Here is a 17455-nt window from a genome sequence, read left to right as displayed (position 1 = left end):
ATGGCGACGACGAAGCTCACGCGCCGCGGGAAGGTGGTGCTCGCGGTCGCCGTGCTCGGCGTCGTGCTCGGGTACGCGTTCGGCGGCCGCAGCCTGAACGCCGTTGTCGTACCGGCTGCTGCGCTCCTCGGAGTGACGAGACTCTACGTCCACACGTTTCCGGAGCCGAGCGTCGAGCGAACCGCGCCGAGCGAGGGCTATCAGGGCGACCGGCGGACCGTCGAACTGGTCGTCGACGCGGCGCAGCCGTATCCGGCGACGATTCGGGACCGGCTCTCCGACGGGCTGCACGGCGACAGCGAGCGAGACGCCGAGGCGGACGGGCGCACGCTGACCTACGACGTCGAGTTAGCCGAGCGCGGCGTCGGCTCCGTCGGCCCGTGCTCGGTGCGCGCGACCGACCCGTTCGGGCTGTGGAAAGTGGGGTTCGTCGCCGGCACGCAGGAGCGCGTGACGGTGTTCCCGCGCGTCCACGAACTCCGTGACACGGCGGCGCTGCTGTCGGGGTACGTGGGCGTGACCGACGACCGCGAGCAGTTCGCGGGCGTCCGCGAGTACGAGCGCGGCGACCCGCTGCGCGACATCAACTGGAAGGCGTCGGCGAAGCGCCCGAACGACTTCGCCGTCACCGAGTACGCCGGCGAGGGCGCGACCGACCGCGTGACGGTCGCGGCGGAGGCGGTCGGGCCGCGCGCGGACTCCGTCGCGGAGGCCGCCGCGAGCGTCGCCGTCCACCTCCTCGACGCGGGCGTCGCCGTCGGCGTGGCGACCACGCCCGGGAGCGTCGAACCCGCGCACGGCGACCCGCACCGCCGCCGACTGCTCGGTGCGCTCGCGACGTTCGAGCGCGGCCGGCTCCCCCAACACCGACGGGAGGACGCCGACGTCGTCGTGCACGCGCCGGAGAGCGGCGAGCACGTCACCGTGACCGTCGGCGGGACGGACTACCGGTACGCGGAGTTCGTCGGCCGCAGCGCCGGACCGGAACGGACGAATCCTGCGAATCGCGGGGAGGTGTCGGCGTGAGCACCGCGCACGTTCCAGACGCCGCGAGCGACTGGTCGGTTTCGTGGCGGAGCCTCGCAGCGGGCGGCTGCGTCGCCGTCGTCGTCGCGGCGTACCTCTCGGTGTTGTACGACGTCGTCACGGTCGTCGACGACCCGACGCTGTTCGTCGGAGTTGTGGTCGGCGCGGTCGTGCTGGCGGGCGTGCTGCGGGCGCTTCCGTGGACGTACGCGGTCGGACTGGCATCGGCGATACTGGTGGGCGGCCTCGGGCTCTACCTGTCGGCGGTCCCGCCGGCGTACTTCGACGCGCTGTCGCCGCTGCGCGTCCTGCAGGACACGGTCGCGCTGCTGACCGGCTACTCCGTGCTGCGGATGCCCGCCGCGGGCGCGTGGGCGACCGCGGTCGCGCCCGCACCGACGTTCCTCGCGGCGTACCTCGCGTTCCGCGGCCAGCACACGCGAGCCGCCGGGGTCGCAGCGGCCACGCTCGGTTTCTTCGTGTTGACTGGGGACAGCACGACGACTACAACGCTCGTCGGCGTGCTCGCGGCGGCGGGCGCGGTCGGGTTCGGCACGCTCGCTGCACACGCCGCGAGCGCCCGCCAGACGCAGGTGTTGACGGTCGCGCTCGCGGTGATGATAGTCGGGTCCGCGACGGTGACCGCGGTGCCGGGCGGGCAGTCGCCGCTCGTGCCGGCGTCGTCGTCGAACCCGAGCGCGGGCAGCCTCGTGAGCGCGGACGGCTACGTCGACGTCGGCGGCAGTCTCGACCTCGACCCGCGCGTCCAGTTCGTCGTCGAGTCCGAGCGCGCCTCGTACTACCAGGCGGGCGTCTACGACCGCTACACGGGCGACGGCTGGGTGCGGACCGCGGACGTCGGTTCGGCGACGGCCCCAGCGCCGACCGGGGAGCGCGTGCGCCAGCGCATCACCGCCGAGCGCACGCTGGACGTGCTGCCGTCCGCGCCCGTCCCGCTGTCCGTGAGCGGCATCGACGCCGAAGTGGCCGACGGTGGCCTGCTCGTTGACGGACCGACGCTGCGGGCTGGGGATTCCTACGTCGTCGAGAGCCGACGGCCAGTCAACGACTCCGTGGACCTCTCGCGGGAGACGGGTGCAGTCCCCGACCGCGTCGCGGCGACGTACCTCCAGTTGCCGGACAGCACGGACGACCGCGTGGTCGACCTCGCGGCGTCGCTGACCGAGGGCGCGGAGTCGAACTCCGAGCACGCGGCCGCCCTCGAGCGCTGGCTGGAGGCGAACAAGCAGTACTCGCTGGACGCGCCGAAGCCCGACGACGACCTCGTCACCGAGTTCGTGCTCGGGGACGCGCCCGGCTACTGCACGTACTTCGCCAGCGCGATGACCGTCATGTTGCGCTCGCAGGGCGTGCCCGCGCGGTTCGTCACCGGCTTCACGCCCGGCCAGCAGGTCGCCGAGGACGAGTGGGTGGTGCGGGGGCTGGACTCGCACGCGTGGGTCGAGGTGTACGTGCCGGACCGCGGCTGGGTTCGCTTCGACCCGACGCCGAGCGGCGAGCGCACGAGCGTCGAACAGCAGCGCATCACGGCGGCGCGCGCGAGCGGGACCGAGAGCGTCGACGCGGCGGGTAGTCAGGACGGCACGTGGACGCCGACGAACGAGACGACCACGACGACGGCGACTACCGAGACGACGAGCGCCGGCGTCGGCCAGTCGGACGCGCCGACGGAGCAGGCCGCATACGGCGTCGGCAACCTCGAAGGCAGGTATTCGGACCCCGCGAACGTGACTCCGCCAACTGGCCCGGGTGGAGCGACGGGGAGCAGTGGTGGGCCGACGCTGCCGCCAGCGTCGACGCTGCTGGTCTGGGGCGTGCTCGTCGGCGGCGCGGTCGCGGGCGCGCGCTACTCCGGACTCAGCGGGCGCGTCTACCGAGCGGTGTGTCTGCGGTGGTTGCCCCGCGGCGACCCCCGCGAGGAAGTCGAGGAGGCCTTCGAGCGCGTGGAGTACGTCCTCGAACGCCAGCACCGCGAGCGCGAGTCGGGTGAAACAGTTCGCGACTTCGTCGCTGACGTCCACGCTGACGACCGAGCGCGCCGGGTCGCGGCCCTCAGAGAGCGCGCGCGGTACGCGGGTCGCGTCGACAGAGCCGACGCCGCCGAAGCGAGACGGCTCGCGCGGTCGCTGGCCGCCGAAAACAGCCGCCTGCCCGACCCTCGGCGATAGTGTTTAATAGGCGGATTTCGTACGCACACGTGTAATGTCTGAGGTGTGCTCGACGTGCGGGTTGCCCGAGGAACTCTGCGTCTGCGAGGACGTCGCTAAAGAGTCCCAGCAAATCGAAATCCGCATCGACGAGCGACGCTACGGAAAGGAAGTTACCGTCATCGAAGGATTCGACCCCAACGACGTCGACCTCGACAGCCTGTCGTCGGACCTCAAGTCGAAGTTCGCGTGCGGCGGCACTGTCGAGGACGGCGAAATCGAACTCCAAGGCAACCACTCGGGGCGCGTGGAGGACTTCCTCCGCGACAAGGGCTTCAACGTCGCCTAACCCGCGCGTCGACGACCACCACTTCTCTCTCAGTATTCGCGCCGCCGAGCCGCACGGCTCCGCAGTTTAGTTATTCCAGAAGACCAGCGCGGCGTTCAGAACGGGGATTCGGTCGCAGATTCGGTGTCGGGGCCTTCGTCGCGCTCGTTAGCGGCGACCTCGCCGTCCCAGCCGGTGATGCCGCTGGCGAGGCTCTCGACGCGCGCGTCCTCGTCGAGCCCCTCGTAGGACTTGACGAGTCGCGCGGCTTGCTGGCTGGCCTGCCCGTGGGGGCAGACGGTGACGACGCGGTCCGCGCCCTCGAGCTGGTCGACGGACTGGGGGAGGTCGGAGAACGGGATGTTCTCGCTGTTCGGGATGTGACCGCGCTCGAAGGCCGCCCGCGGGCGGATGTCGACGATGCGGACGTCCTCGCCATCGTCGAGGAGTGCTTCGAGTTCGTCGGCGGAAATCTCGCCGTCCATGTGCCGTACCTGGGTCTACGCGGAGTTACGGCTTGCGGTCGGGGAAGGAACGCGACTGCCACAACGACGAAGAGCCTGGCTGTGTTATGTTCCACCATGCCACGTAGAAACGTCCACGTGCCGATGCGAGACCCGCGACGGGAGGAGCGCGAGGACGACCGCGAACACCGCCACCCGGTGCTCGCCGTCGCTGCGGTTCACAGGTAGCCGTCGGCCTGCGCCAGCAGCAAGCCCTCGATGGTGGCGTCGTTGGCGGGCGGCGCGCGCGCCACCGAGAGCGCCTCGTCGACGGGCACGCGCTCGACGGAGAGGAACTCGTTGTCGTCGAGGTCGCGGCCGATTTCTGTGAGTCCCTCCGCGAAGACGATGCCGCGCTGGTGGCGGAGCACGCCCGTCGCCGTCCAGAACGACTCGAGGAAGTGGACGCCGTCGGCCTCGTAGCCCGTCTCCTCTCGGAGTTCGCGGCGGCCCGCCGAGACGTACGACTCGCGGTCCGGGGTGGGTGCGACGTCCGCTGTCTCTTCACTCGATTCTTCCACTATCCCCGCGACGAGTTCCATGCACTGCTCGCGAATCGTCGGTCGGTACTGGTCGACGAACAACACGTCCCCGTCGTCGACGGCGACGACGACGACCGCCGGCGGCAGTTCCGCCCAGTAGTAGTCTTTCAGCGAGCCGTCGGGCTGCTCGACGCGGTCGTAGCCGCCGTCGTACCAGCTCGTCTCGTACTCGGTCACGGCGTCGACGACCGGCCAGTCGTGGTCGCGCATGGCCGGCCGTACGGACTCGCCTACAAAGCCTCCCGGGGACTCGGCGTGGCCGGGAACAGCCTTTTCCCTCCGAGGGGCGGACCAACACGCGAGATGAGTGGGGGAGAGCTCTCGAAGACGGCCGGCCGCTACCTCAGCGCCATCCTGCTGGTGTCCGCACAGGAGGGTCGCCCAGCCAAGACCGGGGAGGTCGCCGACCGGCTCGACGTCGACCCCGCGACCGTCACCGAACGCATGATGGACTTCGCGGAGCGCGGGCTCGTCGACTACGAGCGCTACGAGGGCGCGACGCTCACCGGCGACGGCGAGACGGTCACGCGCGAACTCATGTGGAAGCGGTGTCTCGTCGAGAACTTCACGACCGACGACCTCGGGCTCGACGGCGTCGACTCCGACTCCATCGGCGGCGCGCTCTCCGAGGGGGCTGCTCGCGCGCTGAAACGCCACATCGACCACCCCTGCACGGGGCGGTGTTCGGCGCCCGACGCGGACTTCGCGGAGTGCTGTCCGGACTACCAGGTGTCGCGGTAGTCAGAGAACCGGCTCGTAGAAGTTGCTGAACGCGATGCGGCGCAGCGTCGCGACGGCGGCGTCGGGCTCGTTCTGGAACGTCGTCGCCACCAGCGCGTCCGCGAACGGCACGTAGTGCCACGCGGCGTTGTCCACCTGGTCGCTCCCGTTCTCGTGGACTTCCGCGTCGGGGTGGTCGGCTTTCGCGGCCTCGAACTCTTCGTAGTCGCCGACCTCGACTTCGAGGAGCGAGGCGAACATGGCTTCGCGGGCGGCGCCCACCACGTCGCTGGTGACGCGCTCGTCGTACTCCTCCTTGGAGAGTTCCATCGCGCGTGCGACCTCGCGGGTGACTGTCTGTGCGGCCGGTCCCACGCCCTCGAAGCGCTCGCGAACCTCGGCTTCGGTCGCCGGCGCGAGCACGCCACGCGTCTCTGTCATGCGCGAAAGAACAGTCTGGACGCCCTACTGGGTTTCGGAGTCGTCGTCGCCGTCCTCGGGGTCGGGGCTCGCCAGCGACGACTCGTGGAGCTGCTCGGTGATGTCCTGTGCTTCGTCGAGAATCGCGGCGGCCTCCCCGGAGAGGTCGGCGTCGCCGTGCTGTTCGACGGCCGGCATCTCGTGGCCGTGCGGTTCGGTCACCGTCTCGGTGTCCGTCTCCTCGGCGTGCTCGGTCACGTCGGGGGCCAGCGACTCGGGGTCGCGGTCCTCCCAGTCCGGGACGGTGTCGTCCAGCCACGCCTCGTGGTCGCCACCGCGGACCAGCGCCGTGAACGCGAGGTGGTTCGCGAGGTGTTCGCCGTCCGCCTCGTCGACGCCGCAGACCGGACACTCGTAGCCCATGCGCGAAGGGAGGGGCTACCGCCTAAAACGCGTCACGGTCTTCGAGGTTCGCGACGAGCACGTAGGCGTCCTCGCCGTCCGAGTAGTACTGCGGGAGCGTGCGCAGGTACTCGAAGCCGTGTTTCTCGTAGAGGTTCATCGCGGCGTCGTTGCTCCGCCGGACTTCGAGTTTCACGCTACGGACGCCCTGGCCGGCGAGCGCGGACAGCGAGCGCCGCAACAGCGCCGCACCGATGCCCTCGCCGCGGCTGTCCGGGTGGACCGCGATGTCCTTGACGTGGCCGAGCGGCTGGCGGTGGTTCGGAATCGTGTCCGCGACGACGTAGCCCGTAATCTCGCCGTTCGCGGCGACGGGGCCACCCGTCTCGCTGACGAGGAACGCGGGCGTCCCGACCTGCCGCTCGAACGCCGAGTACGGCCACGGCTGGTCGAACACCTCCTTCTCGATGCCGAACACGTCCAGCAGGTCCGCGCGGGTCGCCTGCCGGATGGCCGTGTCCGACGACGGCGGTGCGACGGTCGTCACGCTCCCCCCTATGGACACCGCGAATAAAGGCGCTGTGGCAGCCGAAGATTGCACGGCGCCGACGCTGTCGGGCCGAGAAAGAAAGGAGAGAAAGTCGAGGCGCTTAGTCGTCGGCGGAGCTCGTCGCGCCACTGTCGCCGTGGCGCTGCTTCGTCAGCGAGAGCTTCCCGCCGGCCGCGAGCGTACGGCGCTCGCGGTCGGACGCGTCGAGGTAGGCGGTCGCCTCCCAGTCGTCGTTCACGCGGATGGTGAACTCCTCCTGGCCGGACTCGACGCCCGCGCGGGCGTCGTCGACGATTTCGATGTCGTCGCCCTGCTCGATGCGCTCGTAGGTCTCCTCGTCGATGGTGAGCGGAATCAGGCCGAAGTTGAACAGGTTGGCCTTGTGGATGCGCGCGAAGCTCTGTGCGAGCACCGCTTCCACGCCGAGGAACATCGGGCACATCGCCGCGTGCTCGCGGGAGGAACCCTGACCGTAGTTCTCGCCCGCGACGAGCACGCTGCTACCGGCGTTCTTCGCGCGCTCGGCGAACGTGTCGTCGATGCGCGAGAGCGTGAACTCCGAGAGCCGCTCGATGTTCGAGCGGTACTTGAGGATGTCGGAGGTCGCCGGGATGATGTGGTCAGTCGTGATGTTGTCGCCCATCTTCAGCAGGGTCTCACCGCCGACGTCCGCGTCGATGGGGTCTTTGACCGGCACGCTGGAGATGTTCGGACCCTTGATGAGTTCGTCGTCGATGGCCTCCTCGGGCGTGATGATGTCGGCGTCGCCTTCGCCGTAGCCCGCGGTGTAGGTCGTCCCCATCTCGAAGCCGGGCGCCTCGAGGTCGCCGAGTTCGTCGGCGAGGTCGCGCGGGTCGACGATTTCGCCGGCGATGGCCGCCGCGGTGGCGACTTCCGGCGAGCAGAGGTACACCGAGTCGTCCTCGATGCCCGAGCGGCCCTCGAAGTTCCGGTTGAACGTCCGCAGCGAGACGGAGTCGGAGGCCGGAACGTGGCCGATACCGATACAGGCACCGCAGGTCGCCTCGGAGAAGTTGACGCCGGCCGCCATCATCTCGGCGGTCCAGCCTTCACGGGCGAGCATCTCGGAGGCCTGCTTGGAGCCGGGCGCGACGATCATCTCGGTGCCGGCGTTGATCTGACGGCCTTCCAGCATCTTCGCCGAGGGCAGGATGTCCTCGTAGGCGCCGTTCGTACAGGAGCCGACGATGACCTGTTCGACCTGTTCGCCCTCGACCTCACGGACGGGGACGACTTCGTCGGGCATCGACGGCTTCGCGACGAGCGGTTCGAGGTCCGAGAGGTCGACGACGATTTCGTCGGCGTACTCGGCGTCCTCGTCGGGGCCGAGGTCGACGAATTCGTCCTCGCGGTCGAACTGCGCGAGCCAGTCCTCGGTCTTCTCGTCGGTCGGGAAGATGGAGGAGGTGGCGCCCAGTTCGGTGCCCATGTTCGTGATGGTGGTGCGTTCGGGCACCGAGAGCGTCTCCACGCCCGGACCCGTGTATTCGAGCACCTTGCCGACGCCGCCCTTCACGGAGAGGCGACGCAGGAGCTCGAGGATGACGTCCTTGGCGGTGGCCCACTCGGGGAGCTCGCCTTCGAGGCGGACGTTGACGACTTCCGGCATCTCGACGTGGTAGGCGCCGCCGCCCATCGCCACGGCGATGTCGATGCCGCCAGCGCCGATGGCGAGCTGACCGAGCCCGCCGGGGGTCGGCGTGTGGCTGTCCGAACCGAGGAGCGTCTTGCCGGGTGCGGCGAAGTTCTCCTTGTGGACGTTGTGGCAGATGCCGTTCCCTGGCCGGGAGAAGTACGCGCCGTACGTACCGGCTGCCGAGCGCAGGAAGCGGTGGTCGTCGGTGTTCTTGAAGTCGAACTGATAGGTCTGGTGGTCGCAGTACTGAGCCGCGAGTTCCGTCTGGACTTCGTCCATTTCGAGGGCTTCGAACTGCAGCCAGACCATCGTCCCAGTGGTGTCCTGGGAGAGCGTCTGATCGATCTCGATCCCGATTTCCTCACCGGGCTCGAGTTCGCCCTCGACGAGGTGGTCGTCGAGGATTTTCTCCGTGAGCGTCTGTCCCATAGCGTCCGAAGATGCCCCTTCGAAGATTATAAATCCCGCGTGTTTCAGGACTGGCGTATTCGCCTAATACGCGGCCTAAGACCTTATTTGATCCGTGTGAACTATCCACACATAGCGGTGGCGTCGACCGACAGAGCATAGGACTGCGAGGGCGACTCCAACGCCATGTACGAGAGCGGCGCATTCGTCGCCGACCACGTCGACCCGGTCACGGAAGCACAGGTCCAGCCCAACGGCGTCGACCTCACCGTCGAAACCGTCCTCGAACAGCGCGAACCCGGCCGCATCGGCACCGAGGGCAAGACCATCGGCGACCGCCAGCCAGTCGAGCCCAGCGACGACGGCACCGAGACGTTCACACTCACCCCGGGCGGCTACATCCTCCAGTACGCCGAGACCATCGCCATCCCCGAGGACCACGTCGGCTTCCTCTACCCGCGGTCGTCGCTGATGCGCAACTCCTGCATGCTCAACACCGCGGTCTGGGACGCCGGCTACACCGGGAAGGGCGAGGGATTGTTGCAGGTCCACCACGAGGTCGAACTCGAACGCGGCGCGCGCGTCGCCCAACTCGTCCTCGCCGACGCCGAGCACGCCGAGACCTACGACGGCAGCTACCAGGGCGAGCGCGTCGAGTAGTCCGGGAGGGGTACTTTTGGTGGCCGGCCGCGAGCACCTGAGCATGCACTGGCTGCGAGCGGCCGGCGTCGCCGTGACTGCCGCCGGTATCGCGGGCTACGTCGTCGGCACCGCCGTCCCGTACCCGGGGCGGGCGTTCAGCATCACCGCGCTCATCGTCGGCATCACGCTGTTGAGCATCACGGCTGGCCAGGAGGTGGCGGCGTGACCACCGACTGCGTCGTCTACGCGGCCGACGGCCTCGCGGAGTGGACCGACCTCGAAGCCGCGCGCGACGCCGAGGGGACGACGTGGGTGCGCGTGACCGACCCGACCGACGAGGAACTCGACAGCGTCGCCGACGCCTACGACATCCACGCACTGGAGGTTGAGGACGTGCGCGGGGACGTGCGCCCGAAGGTCGAGGAGTTCGACGAACACACGTTCGTGCTCGTGAAGGCGGCGACCCTCCAGCGCGGCGACGTCGCGTTCGCCGAGGAGCTCCACGTCCAGCAGGTCGGGCTCTTCCTCGGCGACGACTGGCTCGTCACCGTCGAGCCCGAGCGCATCGAGGCGCTGGACGACGTCTGGGAGCGGGTTCACCGTGAGGAGCCGCGGCTCGCCTCCCGGGGCGCGGACTTCACCGCGTACCGCTGTCTCGACCGCGTCGTCGACGACTACTTCTCGATTCTGGACGACATCGAGGACGACATCGAAGTGGTTGAGGACGAGGTCGTGGACGCCGCCGGCGAGGACGTCCTCGAACGCATCAACGACCTGCGCCGCGACCTACTGTCCGTACGTCGATTGCTGTGGCCGACGCGGGAGGCCGTCGGCGTGCTCGCGCGCGGCGACCCCGAGCAAATCGGCGAGGACGCCGAGAAGTACTACCGGGACGTCTACGACCACCTCGTCCAGCTCGTCGACCTCGTGGAGACGTACCGCGATTTGACGAGCGGCGCGCGCGACATCTACCTGAACGCGCTGTCGATGTCCACCAACGACGCGATGAAGAAGCTCACCGTCGTCGCCACCGTCATCCTCCCGCTGACGTTCGTCGCGGGCGTCTACGGCATGAATTTCGAGTACATGCCCGAATTAGCGTGGCAGTACGGCTACCCGGCGGTGATGGTCGGCATGGGGGCGATGGCGCTGATACTGGTGGCGTACTTCCGCCGCGAGGACTGGGTCTAAGCCTCGCAGACGTCGTCGAACAGTTCCGAGAACGTCGCCGCGACGTGTGCCGGCTGGTCGGCGGTGTCGAGGCCAGCGACGACGTGGGCGTCGTTCGCGGCCGCACACGACGTCAGCGCGTGCGCGAACCGGAACGCGGTCTCGGTGGACGTCTCGCCGAGTAGCACCGAGAAGTCGTCGACGTAGACGGTCGTCTCGCCGTCCCACGTCGACACGTAGTCGTTGACGAGCACGCCGACGCCCGCAACGTCCTCGACCTCGGAGACGGTCTCGACGGCGCCCATTGCCGCAGCGGCGATGTCGGTGGCCGCGCTAGCGCCGGCGTCCGGCGTCGTCGCGGCGGCCGCCCGCGAGTGCTCCCCAACACTCACGACGGCGGCGCGCTCCGGACCGGTCTGGAACTCTCCGAGCCACGCTTCCGCGGCAGTCTCGTAGGTGACGCCGAGAACGTTCGACGACGGCGGGACGCCCGCGTCGGCGGCCGTCGCGTCAGCCCCAGTGACGAGAACGTGTGTCGAGTCATCGGTAGGCCCCTCCCCTCGCATTCGTGTTCGGCTGATAATCTTACCCCACCGACATAAACTTTGACATGTGGTCTCTGTGGTGACACGAACGCACCCCACCGCCACACTTTTCTCCGCAGCGCGCCCGTTCGGGATATGCGGCTCAAGGAATCTCTGAAGAGCAGTTTTCTGGCGGGAGTGGTGCTGGTGGCGCCGCTGGTCGCGACGCTCGTCATCCTCCGGTTCGTCACGAACCTGCTGGCCGGCCAGATGCAGCCAATCGTCGAGGGGACCCGACTCGCCAGGTACACCGCCGACAACTACCTGCTGGCGCAGCTGGTCGCGCTCGCGGTGTTGCTCGTCGCGGTCACCGTGCTCGGTGCGTTCGCCAAGCGACCCGTGGGACGGCGCGTGTTCGGGCGAACCGGCCGCCTCGTCAACTTCGTCCCGGTCTTCCGCACCATCTACGGCAGCGTCAAGCAGATGGCGAACTCTGTCTCGACGCGGAGTTCGGACTTCGAGTCCGCGGTGTACGTCGAGTACGAGCGCGACGGCCTCTACCGGCTCGGCCTGAAGACCGGCGAGAGCCCGGGCGGCGTCGGCGACGTGGCCGGCGAACCCGCGCACAACGTCTTCGTGCCGGGCAGCCCTAACCCCACGCAGGGCGCGCTCCTGATGGTCCCGGAGAGCCGCGTCTACGACGCCGACCTCAGCGTCCGCGCGGCCATCCGCATCCTCATGACGACAGGGATGGCCGACGGCTCGGGGAACGACGCCATCGAACTGGACGACGACGAACTCGCCGCGATGGGCGTCGCCCCGGCCGACGACGACCGCGACGAGACCGCGGACCAGCCGTGAGTCGGCACGCCACGGCCTCGCGCTCGGCGAAACCTTCACAAGCCACCTCCCGGAAATCAGTAAACTAACCCACATGCCGGTCTCGAACGCCCCGGGGCTCACCTCGCTGGACGCCGAAGCGATGCAGCGCGCAGTCGAAGACACCGTCGACGGGACGCTGCGGTCGTTCGTCGAATTCACCGCCGACGACTTCGCGCTACTGTACGTCGACGACGTCACGCTCTCGTTCTACGACGACGAAACCCACATGCTGGACCACTTCGAGGAGATTCACTCCTACGTCCACATCGACTTCACCGAGACCGACTTCTTCACCGACCGGCTGTTCCCGCTCGCCAGCGACGTCCGCTACCACGCCACAAGTCTCGACGCCTTCACGCTCGTCCGCATCTACTTCGACGACGAAGGCCTCTTCGTCGCGCTCGACCGCGACGAGCCAATCGAACCCGTCGTCGGGGCCGTCGAGGACGTGTACGCGGGCTGACGAGGGACCAGATACCGCGCATCGAAGGAGGGTAGCAGTGCACCTCACAGTGTAGGCGTCGGACGCCGCACGGGTCGGATTGTGTCGACGGAACTCCCATCCCGACAGCCCTCGTAGGCGTTTTCGTATGTCGACGGCAACCGACGCCAGCGTGCAGTTGATTCGCAACGCCACCGCCCTCGTGGACGTCGGTGACACGACGTTCCTCGTCGACCCGATGTTCGCGTCACCCGGTGAGAATCCGCCCGTGCCGAACTCGCCGAACGACCGCCGGAACCCGCTCGTCCCGCTGCCCGACGTCAACCTGTCCTACGACGCCGTCGTCGTCACTCACCGCCACCCCGACCACTGGGGCGAGGCGGCCAGCGACGAAGTCGACGCCGATGTGCCGCTGTTCTGTCAGCCCGAAGAGGCAGACGCCTTCGCCGACGAAGGCTTCACCGACGTTCGCCCCGTCGACGACGAAACCGCCTTCGAGGGCGTCACCATTCACCGGACGCCCGGCCGCCACGGGCACGGTGAACTAGCCGAGGAGATGGCTCCCGTTTCCGGGTTCGTGTTCGAGGGCGACGAGACGGTGTACGTCGCTGGCGACACGATTTGGTACGAGCCAGTCGAGGAAACGCTCGACCGCTTCGACCCGGATATGGTCGTGCTGAACGGCGGTGAAGCACAGTTCGAACAGGGCGACCCCATCACGATGGGCGTCGAGGGCATCGCCGCCGTCCGCGAGGCGACCGACGCTACGGTCGTCGTCGTTCACATGGAGGCAATCAACCACTGCTTGCTCACCCGTGACGAACTCCGGTCGGCGACGGAGGACGTTCACGTTCCCGAAGATGGGGAGCAGGTCAGCGCGTAAGGCGAGAAAGGTCCTATCGAGCACGCCGCAAGTCGTCGCTATTCGTCGGTTCGTGGCCAGCGACACGCGCGTCGCTGGCCGGTGAGAGTCCTCTGAGAAGCGGGCGCGAAGGGATTTGAACCCCTGACATCTTGGTCCGGAACCAAGTGCTCTGTCCGCTGAGCTACGCGCCCTCGGCGTGTGGTAGCGGGGGCGACGGTATAACGGTTGTGAGTCCGAGTAGGTCAGGCGGTCTCGGACTCGTCGGCGTCGACGAGCGTGCGTTTCCACGTGCCACGCGTGAACCACGCGGCGGCGACGATTGCGCCGGTGATGTTCCCGAAGGCCATCCCGACCCAGATGCCGGTGGCACCCCACGCGAGCACGAACGCGAAGAGGTAGACCGTGAGGACGCGGCCGATCCACAGCGTCACCATCGAAATCACCATCGCGGTCTTCGTGTTGCCGGCACCGCGGAACGCGCCGAGCAGGACCTGGACGACGCCGACGAAGACGAACTCGATGGCACGGATGCGGACGTACGTCGACCCGTACTCGACGATGGCAGCGGCGTTCTCCGCGCCGGGGCTGAGGAACACCGCGACGATTGGCCGCGGGAAGATGGCGGCGACGATGGCGACCGCGAAGAGGACGCCGGCGGCGACTTTCGCGGCGAGCCAGACGGCGCGTTCGGCCCGCTCGGGCTGTTTCGCACCGAGGTTCTGGCCGACCATCGTGTTGGTGGCGCGCCCGAGGCCCATCGCGGGCAGGAACACCAGCGAGATGAGGCGGTTACCGAGGCCGAACGCGCCGACGACGGCGGGCGCGAACGACGCCACCATCGCGGTGAGCGTAATCATCGCGAGCGCGCTCGTGGACTGCTCGGCGGCGCTGGGCGTGCCGACGCGGACGATGCGGGAAATCATCGAGACGTCGGGCGCGAACTGCGACAGCGAGATGTCGGGGCCGGCATCCGTGAAGAAGAGCACGTAGACACCGATGATGGCGGCGACGAGGCGCGCGAAGATGGTGGCGACGGCGGCGCCCGCGATGCCCATCTCGGGGAACACCCACCAGCCGAAGATGAGGAACGGGTCGAGGACGACGTTGAGGGCGACGCTGACGAACATCACGCGCATCGGCGTGCGGGTGTTGCCGTAGCCGCGCATCAGCGCGGAGAACACGAAGAAGCCGAACAGCGCGGGCATCCCGAGGAAGAACACCTCCATGTAGTCGCCGGCCAGCGGCACGACGACCCGGGCGGTCTCCGCCTGCGCCGGCAGCAACGCGAGCATGTCCCGCGTGACGAAGTGGCCGATAATGCCGAGAACCGTCGAGATGGCGACGACGAAACCCATCGTCTGGGCGGCGACCTTCCCCGCGGAGCCTTCGCTGTCGGCGCCCGTGTACTGCGCGACGAGAATCGAGCCGGCGGTCGTGAACCCGCCGCCGACGGAGATGAGGAAGAAGACGAGCGGGAACGCGAGGCTGATGGCAGCGACGGCGTTCCCGGACAGCCGGCCGAGCCAGAACGTGTCCGCGAGGTTGTACGTCACCTGGAGGAGCTGGATGACGACCATCGGCCAGGCGAGCCGAATCATCGGGCCGACGAGGTCGCCTTCGGTGATGCTGCTCGTCGAGCGGGTTTCGGGCACTACGGACCCTCACGAAGCGGCCCGTTTTGAAAACTCCGGCTCGAAGAAAGCCGGCAAACCGCACGAGTTGCCGGCTTACGTGGAACGCGAGAAGAACGGCGACCGACAGTTACGGCGTCTCGTCGGTCTCGATGGAGAACTCCGCGGTCGGGTAGGCGGTACACGTCAGCATGTACCCCTTCTCCATCTCGTCGTCGCTGAGCGTCTCGTTGTTCGTGTGCCGGACGAGGTCGTGGGAGTCCTCGCCACTGGCGACGCGGCCACCACACGACAGACACTGACCCTGACGGCAGGCGTACGGGAGGTCCCAGCCCTCCTCTTCGCCGGCGTCGAGGATGCTCTCGTTGTTCGCGACCTCGATGGTCTCGCCCTCCTTGACGAACTCGATTTCGTAGTACTCAACCTCGTCCTCCGGGATGGATTCGGGGTCGAAGCCTTCCTCTTCCTCGCCTTCCTCCTCGAGTTCGCCTTCCGCAGCGCCGCCCGCGACTGCGCCGGCGCCGCCGCCACCGCCGATGGAGCGGTTGTACGGCTCCGGGAAGTCGGTCTCCGGAACCGTCGAGGCGCGCTGTTCGAGGACCTCGCTGGCGATGTCCTCGGGGACGGGCTTCGGCGTGCCCTTCAGGAAGTGGAGCCCGACGAGCGTGAGCGCCATCCCGAGACCGAGCAGCAGCCCCAGTGTGTTCACCATGTCCGGCGGTACGGAGAGGTCGCTTAACAGTATTGTGATTGCTCACCGCCCCGCTCCGGGCGAGTTTTGAGGGGATGGCGCGAACGCCGCCGCATGGACGTCGCGATACTGCTGTACGAGGGGTTCGACGAGTTGGACGCGGTCGCGCCCTACGAGGTGTTCCGGACGGCTGCCGACTTCGGCGCGGACCTCGACGCGAGCCTGCAGACGCTCGTCCCGAGCGACCGCGTGACTGCGAGCCACGGCCTCCGCGTCGAACCCGACGACGTGCTCATCGGCACGCCCGACCTCGTGCTCGTTCCCGGCGGCGGGTGGAACGACCGCGGCGAGCACGGCGCGTGGGCAGAAGTCCAAGACGGTACGCTCCCCGAACGCCTCGCCACGCTCCACGAGGGCGGCGCGACCATCGCCACGGTCTGCACGGGCGCGCTCGTCGCCGCGGAGGGCGGCCTGCTGGAGGGACGGCCAGCGACCACCCACGAGTCGGCGAAAGACGACCTCGCGGACTACGGCGTCGACGTCCGCGACGAGCGGTGCGTCGACGACGGCGACGTGCTCACTGCTGGTGGTGTCACCGCGGGCATCGACCTCGCGCTTCACCTCGTCGAACGCGAGTTCTCGCCCGAGATTGCCGAGCAAGTGGCAGAAGAAATCGAGTACGAGAACGACTACTGACCGCGTTTATTCGTCTTTTCGAGCGACCTCGTGTCTACCAAACCCGTACCGCAGCCGGTTCGCCAGCCGCCGCGCGAACCGCCCCTCGCCGTCGCCGCTGGCGCGGGAGTCGAAGCGCTCGGCGAGCGCCTGGTAGATAATCGGGAGGGGGACCTCCTGTTCGAGGCTCTCCTGGACCGTCCACGTGCCCGTGGAGCCGCCGGCGACGTGGTCGGCGACGTCGCCGAGGTCGTTGCCCTCCTCGCGGAAGGCTTCCTCGCAGAGTTCGAGTAGCCACGACCGGATGACGGCGCCGTTGTTCCACGTCTTCGAGACGGCTTCGAGGTCAAGGTCGTAGCGGCCCTCGTGGAGGAGTTCGAAGCCCTCGCCGTACGCCTGCATGAGAGCGTACTCGACGCCGTTGTGGACCATCTTCACGTAGTGGCCCGAGCCCTCGGGGCCCATGCGGTCGTGGCCGTCCGGGCCGGTCGCGACGGCGTCGAAGACGGGCGTGAGTTCGTCGTATGCCCACTCGGGGCCGCCGACCATCAGCGAGAAGCCGAGTTCCGCGCCCGCGGGGCCGCCGGAAGTGCCGCAGTCGAGGTACGCGAAGTCGTGTTCGTCGGCGCGCCGCGTCGAGTCCTCGAAGTGGCTGTTCCCGCCGTCCACGACCACGTCGTCACTGTCGAGTTCCGGTGCGAGTTCGTCGAGCGCGGCGTCGACGGGGTCGCCCGCGGGGACCATCAGCCAGATGCGCTTCTCGTCGCCGAGTTCCGCCGCGAGGTCGGGAATCGATTCCGCAGGCGTCGCGCCGGCGTCCGCCGCGTCCGCGCGGACGTCCGCGTCGATGTCGAACGCGACCACGTCGTGGCCCGCGTCCAGACACCGGTCGACGACGATGCGCCCCATGCGACCGAGACCGACAACACCGAGTTCCATACGTCGACCTCCCGGCCGCGGTAGGTAGTGGTTGCGATAAGCCGGCCGCCAACAGCCGACAATACCACAGCGACCCGCGAGGAACGGCCGATTACTCGTCCAACGTGGTTGTCTGGACGTTCCAGAGGTCGGCGTACCGGCCGCCTCGACCAGGAGAACGCGGCGCCCGGCGGCCTCACAGTCGAAGACCTCGCGTCCCACGGCAGGTACCCCCACCGTGGCTTCCTCGACCCACTCACCGACGAGGACCGCGACGCCGTCGAGCGCGCC

The 17455-nt window shown here is 68.4% G+C and carries 21 protein-coding genes, 1 tRNA gene and 1 pseudogene; 12 read left to right on the top strand and 11 right to left on the bottom strand.

Features of this window, described 5'->3' with window-relative positions:
- The 3 genes from LPA46_RS00110 to yciH are packed head-to-tail and all read left to right on the top strand — an operon-like array spanning window position 1 to window position 3543.
- Window positions 1-1026 (top strand): DUF58 domain-containing protein, encoded by a 1026-nt coding sequence (locus LPA46_RS00110; RefSeq protein ID WP_230890868.1) that lies wholly within the window; start codon window positions 1-3, stop codon window positions 1024-1026.
- Window positions 1023-3215 (top strand): transglutaminase TgpA family protein, encoded by a 2193-nt coding sequence (locus LPA46_RS00105; RefSeq protein WP_230890867.1) that lies wholly within the window; start codon window positions 1023-1025, stop codon window positions 3213-3215. The genes LPA46_RS00110 and LPA46_RS00105 overlap by 4 nt, the downstream gene beginning before the upstream one ends.
- Window positions 3216-3249: 34 nt before the next feature.
- Complete coding sequence (gene yciH / locus LPA46_RS00100; RefSeq protein WP_058980746.1) at window positions 3250-3543, top strand: stress response translation initiation inhibitor YciH; 294 nt, start codon at window positions 3250-3252, stop codon at window positions 3541-3543.
- A 95-nt stretch (window positions 3544-3638) separates the two neighbouring features.
- On the opposite strand, the gene LPA46_RS00095 is transcribed toward yciH, so the two are convergent.
- Entirely contained in the window at window positions 3639-4007 is a 369-nt protein-coding gene (locus LPA46_RS00095) for a rhodanese-like domain-containing protein (protein ID WP_230890866.1), read from the bottom strand.
- A gap of 197 nt (window positions 4008-4204) precedes the next feature.
- Entirely contained in the window at window positions 4205-4777 is a 573-nt protein-coding gene (locus tag LPA46_RS00090) for an NUDIX hydrolase (protein ID WP_230890865.1), read from the bottom strand.
- A 93-nt stretch (window positions 4778-4870) separates the two neighbouring features.
- Between LPA46_RS00090 and LPA46_RS00085 the strand changes: the two genes are divergently transcribed.
- The gene (locus LPA46_RS00085; protein WP_230890864.1) at window positions 4871-5308 is read left to right on the top strand and encodes a metal-dependent transcriptional regulator; all 438 of its coding nucleotides are present in this window, start codon (window positions 4871-4873) and stop codon (window positions 5306-5308) included.
- Here LPA46_RS00085 and LPA46_RS00080 read toward each other — a convergent pair whose 3' ends face one another.
- From LPA46_RS00080 to LPA46_RS00065, 4 genes are all read right to left on the bottom strand, one after another.
- Window positions 5309-5728: a DUF5809 family protein gene (locus LPA46_RS00080; RefSeq protein WP_230890863.1), complete on the bottom strand. Its 420-nt coding sequence runs from the start codon at window positions 5726-5728 to the stop codon at window positions 5309-5311.
- A 24-nt stretch (window positions 5729-5752) separates the two neighbouring features.
- Window positions 5753-6130: a DUF5810 domain-containing protein gene (locus LPA46_RS00075; protein WP_230889361.1), complete on the bottom strand. Its 378-nt coding sequence runs from the start codon at window positions 6128-6130 to the stop codon at window positions 5753-5755.
- A 22-nt stretch (window positions 6131-6152) separates the two neighbouring features.
- The gene (gene rimI, locus LPA46_RS00070) at window positions 6153-6656 is read right to left on the bottom strand and encodes a ribosomal protein S18-alanine N-acetyltransferase (RefSeq protein WP_230889362.1); all 504 of its coding nucleotides are present in this window, start codon (window positions 6654-6656) and stop codon (window positions 6153-6155) included.
- Window positions 6657-6759: 103 nt separating this feature from the next.
- Window positions 6760-8745, bottom strand: a complete 1986-nt coding sequence (locus LPA46_RS00065) for an aconitate hydratase (RefSeq protein ID WP_230890862.1) — start codon at window positions 8743-8745, stop codon at window positions 6760-6762.
- Window positions 8746-8910: 165 nt separating this feature from the next.
- Here LPA46_RS00065 and LPA46_RS00060 point away from each other — a divergent pair, with 165 nt between their 5' ends.
- The 3 genes from LPA46_RS00060 to corA are packed head-to-tail and all read left to right on the top strand — an operon-like array spanning window position 8911 to window position 10557.
- On the top strand, window positions 8911-9384 hold the full coding sequence (locus tag LPA46_RS00060; protein WP_230890861.1) for a deoxyuridine 5'-triphosphate nucleotidohydrolase: 474 nt from the start codon (window positions 8911-8913) through the stop codon (window positions 9382-9384).
- Window positions 9385-9403: 19 nt separating this feature from the next.
- Window positions 9404-9592: a hypothetical protein gene (locus LPA46_RS00055; RefSeq protein ID WP_230891639.1), complete on the top strand. Its 189-nt coding sequence runs from the start codon at window positions 9404-9406 to the stop codon at window positions 9590-9592.
- Window positions 9589-10557, top strand: a complete 969-nt coding sequence (gene corA, locus LPA46_RS00050; RefSeq protein ID WP_230890860.1) for a magnesium/cobalt transporter CorA — start codon at window positions 9589-9591, stop codon at window positions 10555-10557. The genes LPA46_RS00055 and corA overlap by 4 nt, the downstream gene beginning before the upstream one ends.
- On the opposite strand, the gene LPA46_RS00045 is transcribed toward corA, so the two are convergent.
- Entirely contained in the window at window positions 10554-11102 is a 549-nt protein-coding gene (locus tag LPA46_RS00045) for a DUF7504 family protein (protein WP_230890859.1), read from the bottom strand. The two genes, corA and LPA46_RS00045, sit on opposite strands and share 4 nt — an antisense overlap.
- Window positions 11103-11216: 114 nt before the next feature.
- Between LPA46_RS00045 and LPA46_RS00040 the strand changes: the two genes are divergently transcribed.
- The 3 genes from LPA46_RS00040 to LPA46_RS00030 all read left to right on the top strand — a co-directional run bounded on the left by LPA46_RS00040 (window position 11217) and on the right by LPA46_RS00030 (window position 13267).
- Window positions 11217-11921, top strand: coding sequence for a DUF502 domain-containing protein (locus tag LPA46_RS00040; protein ID WP_230890858.1), 705 nt, complete (start codon window positions 11217-11219; stop codon window positions 11919-11921).
- 73 nt (window positions 11922-11994) lie between these two features.
- Entirely contained in the window at window positions 11995-12405 is a 411-nt protein-coding gene (locus LPA46_RS00035) for a hypothetical protein (RefSeq protein WP_230890857.1), read from the top strand.
- 127 nt (window positions 12406-12532) lie between these two features.
- Window positions 12533-13267, top strand: a complete 735-nt coding sequence (locus LPA46_RS00030) for an MBL fold metallo-hydrolase (RefSeq protein ID WP_230890856.1) — start codon at window positions 12533-12535, stop codon at window positions 13265-13267.
- A 100-nt stretch (window positions 13268-13367) separates the two neighbouring features.
- On the opposite strand, the gene LPA46_RS00025 is transcribed toward LPA46_RS00030, so the two are convergent.
- The 3 genes from LPA46_RS00025 to LPA46_RS00015 all read right to left on the bottom strand — a co-directional run bounded on the left by LPA46_RS00025 (window position 13368) and on the right by LPA46_RS00015 (window position 15592).
- Window positions 13368-13440: transfer RNA gene (locus LPA46_RS00025), tRNA-Arg, on the bottom strand.
- A gap of 51 nt (window positions 13441-13491) precedes the next feature.
- Window positions 13492-14847, bottom strand: a complete 1356-nt coding sequence (locus LPA46_RS00020; RefSeq protein WP_230891621.1) for an MATE family efflux transporter — start codon at window positions 14845-14847, stop codon at window positions 13492-13494.
- 163 nt (window positions 14848-15010) lie between these two features.
- Complete coding sequence (locus LPA46_RS00015; protein ID WP_230889388.1) at window positions 15011-15592, bottom strand: 2Fe-2S iron-sulfur cluster-binding protein; 582 nt, start codon at window positions 15590-15592, stop codon at window positions 15011-15013.
- Between the two features lie 93 nt (window positions 15593-15685).
- Here LPA46_RS00015 and LPA46_RS00010 point away from each other — a divergent pair, with 93 nt between their 5' ends.
- Window positions 15686-16267, top strand: coding sequence for a DJ-1/PfpI family protein (locus tag LPA46_RS00010; RefSeq protein ID WP_230890855.1), 582 nt, complete (start codon window positions 15686-15688; stop codon window positions 16265-16267).
- A gap of 6 nt (window positions 16268-16273) precedes the next feature.
- Here the strand turns inward: LPA46_RS00010 and LPA46_RS00005 are convergent, their stop codons facing one another.
- Window positions 16274-17185: a decarboxylating 6-phosphogluconate dehydrogenase gene (locus tag LPA46_RS00005; protein WP_230890854.1), complete on the bottom strand. Its 912-nt coding sequence runs from the start codon at window positions 17183-17185 to the stop codon at window positions 16274-16276.
- A gap of 135 nt (window positions 17186-17320) precedes the next feature.
- Here LPA46_RS00005 and LPA46_RS19055 point away from each other — a divergent pair.
- Window positions 17321-17455 (top strand): annotated as a pseudogene (locus LPA46_RS19055) (ABC transporter ATP-binding protein); the annotation flags it as partial.

Origin of the sequence: Halobacterium sp. KA-6 (genome assembly GCF_021029015.1) — an archaeon.
GTDB lineage: Archaea > Halobacteriota > Halobacteria > Halobacteriales > Halobacteriaceae > Halobacterium.
Note: the sequence above shows the minus strand (reverse complement) of the source record. Positions and strands in the feature narration are given on the sequence as shown.

What these genes read in the sequence shown, in the direction of transcription:
- LPA46_RS00005 (WP_230890854.1), bottom strand. Translation starts at nt 17,185, where the DNA reads ATGGAACTCGGTGTTGTCGGTCTCGGTCGCATGGGGCGCATCGTCGTC.
- LPA46_RS00110 (WP_230890868.1), top strand. Translation starts at nt 1, where the DNA reads ATGGCGACGACGAAGCTCACGCGCCGCGGGAAGGTGGTGCTCGCGGTC.
- LPA46_RS00060 (WP_230890861.1), top strand. Translation starts at nt 8,911, where the DNA reads ATGTACGAGAGCGGCGCATTCGTCGCCGACCACGTCGACCCGGTCACG.
- LPA46_RS00065 (WP_230890862.1), bottom strand. Translation starts at nt 8,745, where the DNA reads ATGGGACAGACGCTCACGGAGAAAATCCTCGACGACCACCTCGTCGAG.
- LPA46_RS00045 (WP_230890859.1), bottom strand. Translation starts at nt 11,102, where the DNA reads ATGCGAGGGGAGGGGCCTACCGATGACTCGACACACGTTCTCGTCACT.
- yciH (WP_058980746.1), top strand. Translation starts at nt 3,250, where the DNA reads ATGTCTGAGGTGTGCTCGACGTGCGGGTTGCCCGAGGAACTCTGCGTC.
- LPA46_RS00035 (WP_230890857.1), top strand. Translation starts at nt 11,995, where the DNA reads ATGCCGGTCTCGAACGCCCCGGGGCTCACCTCGCTGGACGCCGAAGCG.
- LPA46_RS00030 (WP_230890856.1), top strand. Translation starts at nt 12,533, where the DNA reads ATGTCGACGGCAACCGACGCCAGCGTGCAGTTGATTCGCAACGCCACC.
- LPA46_RS00075 (WP_230889361.1), bottom strand. Translation starts at nt 6,130, where the DNA reads ATGGGCTACGAGTGTCCGGTCTGCGGCGTCGACGAGGCGGACGGCGAA.
- LPA46_RS00080 (WP_230890863.1), bottom strand. Translation starts at nt 5,728, where the DNA reads ATGACAGAGACGCGTGGCGTGCTCGCGCCGGCGACCGAAGCCGAGGTT.
- LPA46_RS00015 (WP_230889388.1), bottom strand. Translation starts at nt 15,592, where the DNA reads ATGGTGAACACACTGGGGCTGCTGCTCGGTCTCGGGATGGCGCTCACG.
- LPA46_RS00095 (WP_230890866.1), bottom strand. Translation starts at nt 4,007, where the DNA reads ATGGACGGCGAGATTTCCGCCGACGAACTCGAAGCACTCCTCGACGAT.
- LPA46_RS00040 (WP_230890858.1), top strand. Translation starts at nt 11,217, where the DNA reads ATGCGGCTCAAGGAATCTCTGAAGAGCAGTTTTCTGGCGGGAGTGGTG.
- LPA46_RS00020 (WP_230891621.1), bottom strand. Translation starts at nt 14,847, where the DNA reads ATGATTCGGCTCGCCTGGCCGATGGTCGTCATCCAGCTCCTCCAGGTG.
- LPA46_RS00090 (WP_230890865.1), bottom strand. Translation starts at nt 4,777, where the DNA reads ATGCGCGACCACGACTGGCCGGTCGTCGACGCCGTGACCGAGTACGAG.
- LPA46_RS00085 (WP_230890864.1), top strand. Translation starts at nt 4,871, where the DNA reads ATGAGTGGGGGAGAGCTCTCGAAGACGGCCGGCCGCTACCTCAGCGCC.
- LPA46_RS00010 (WP_230890855.1), top strand. Translation starts at nt 15,686, where the DNA reads ATGGACGTCGCGATACTGCTGTACGAGGGGTTCGACGAGTTGGACGCG.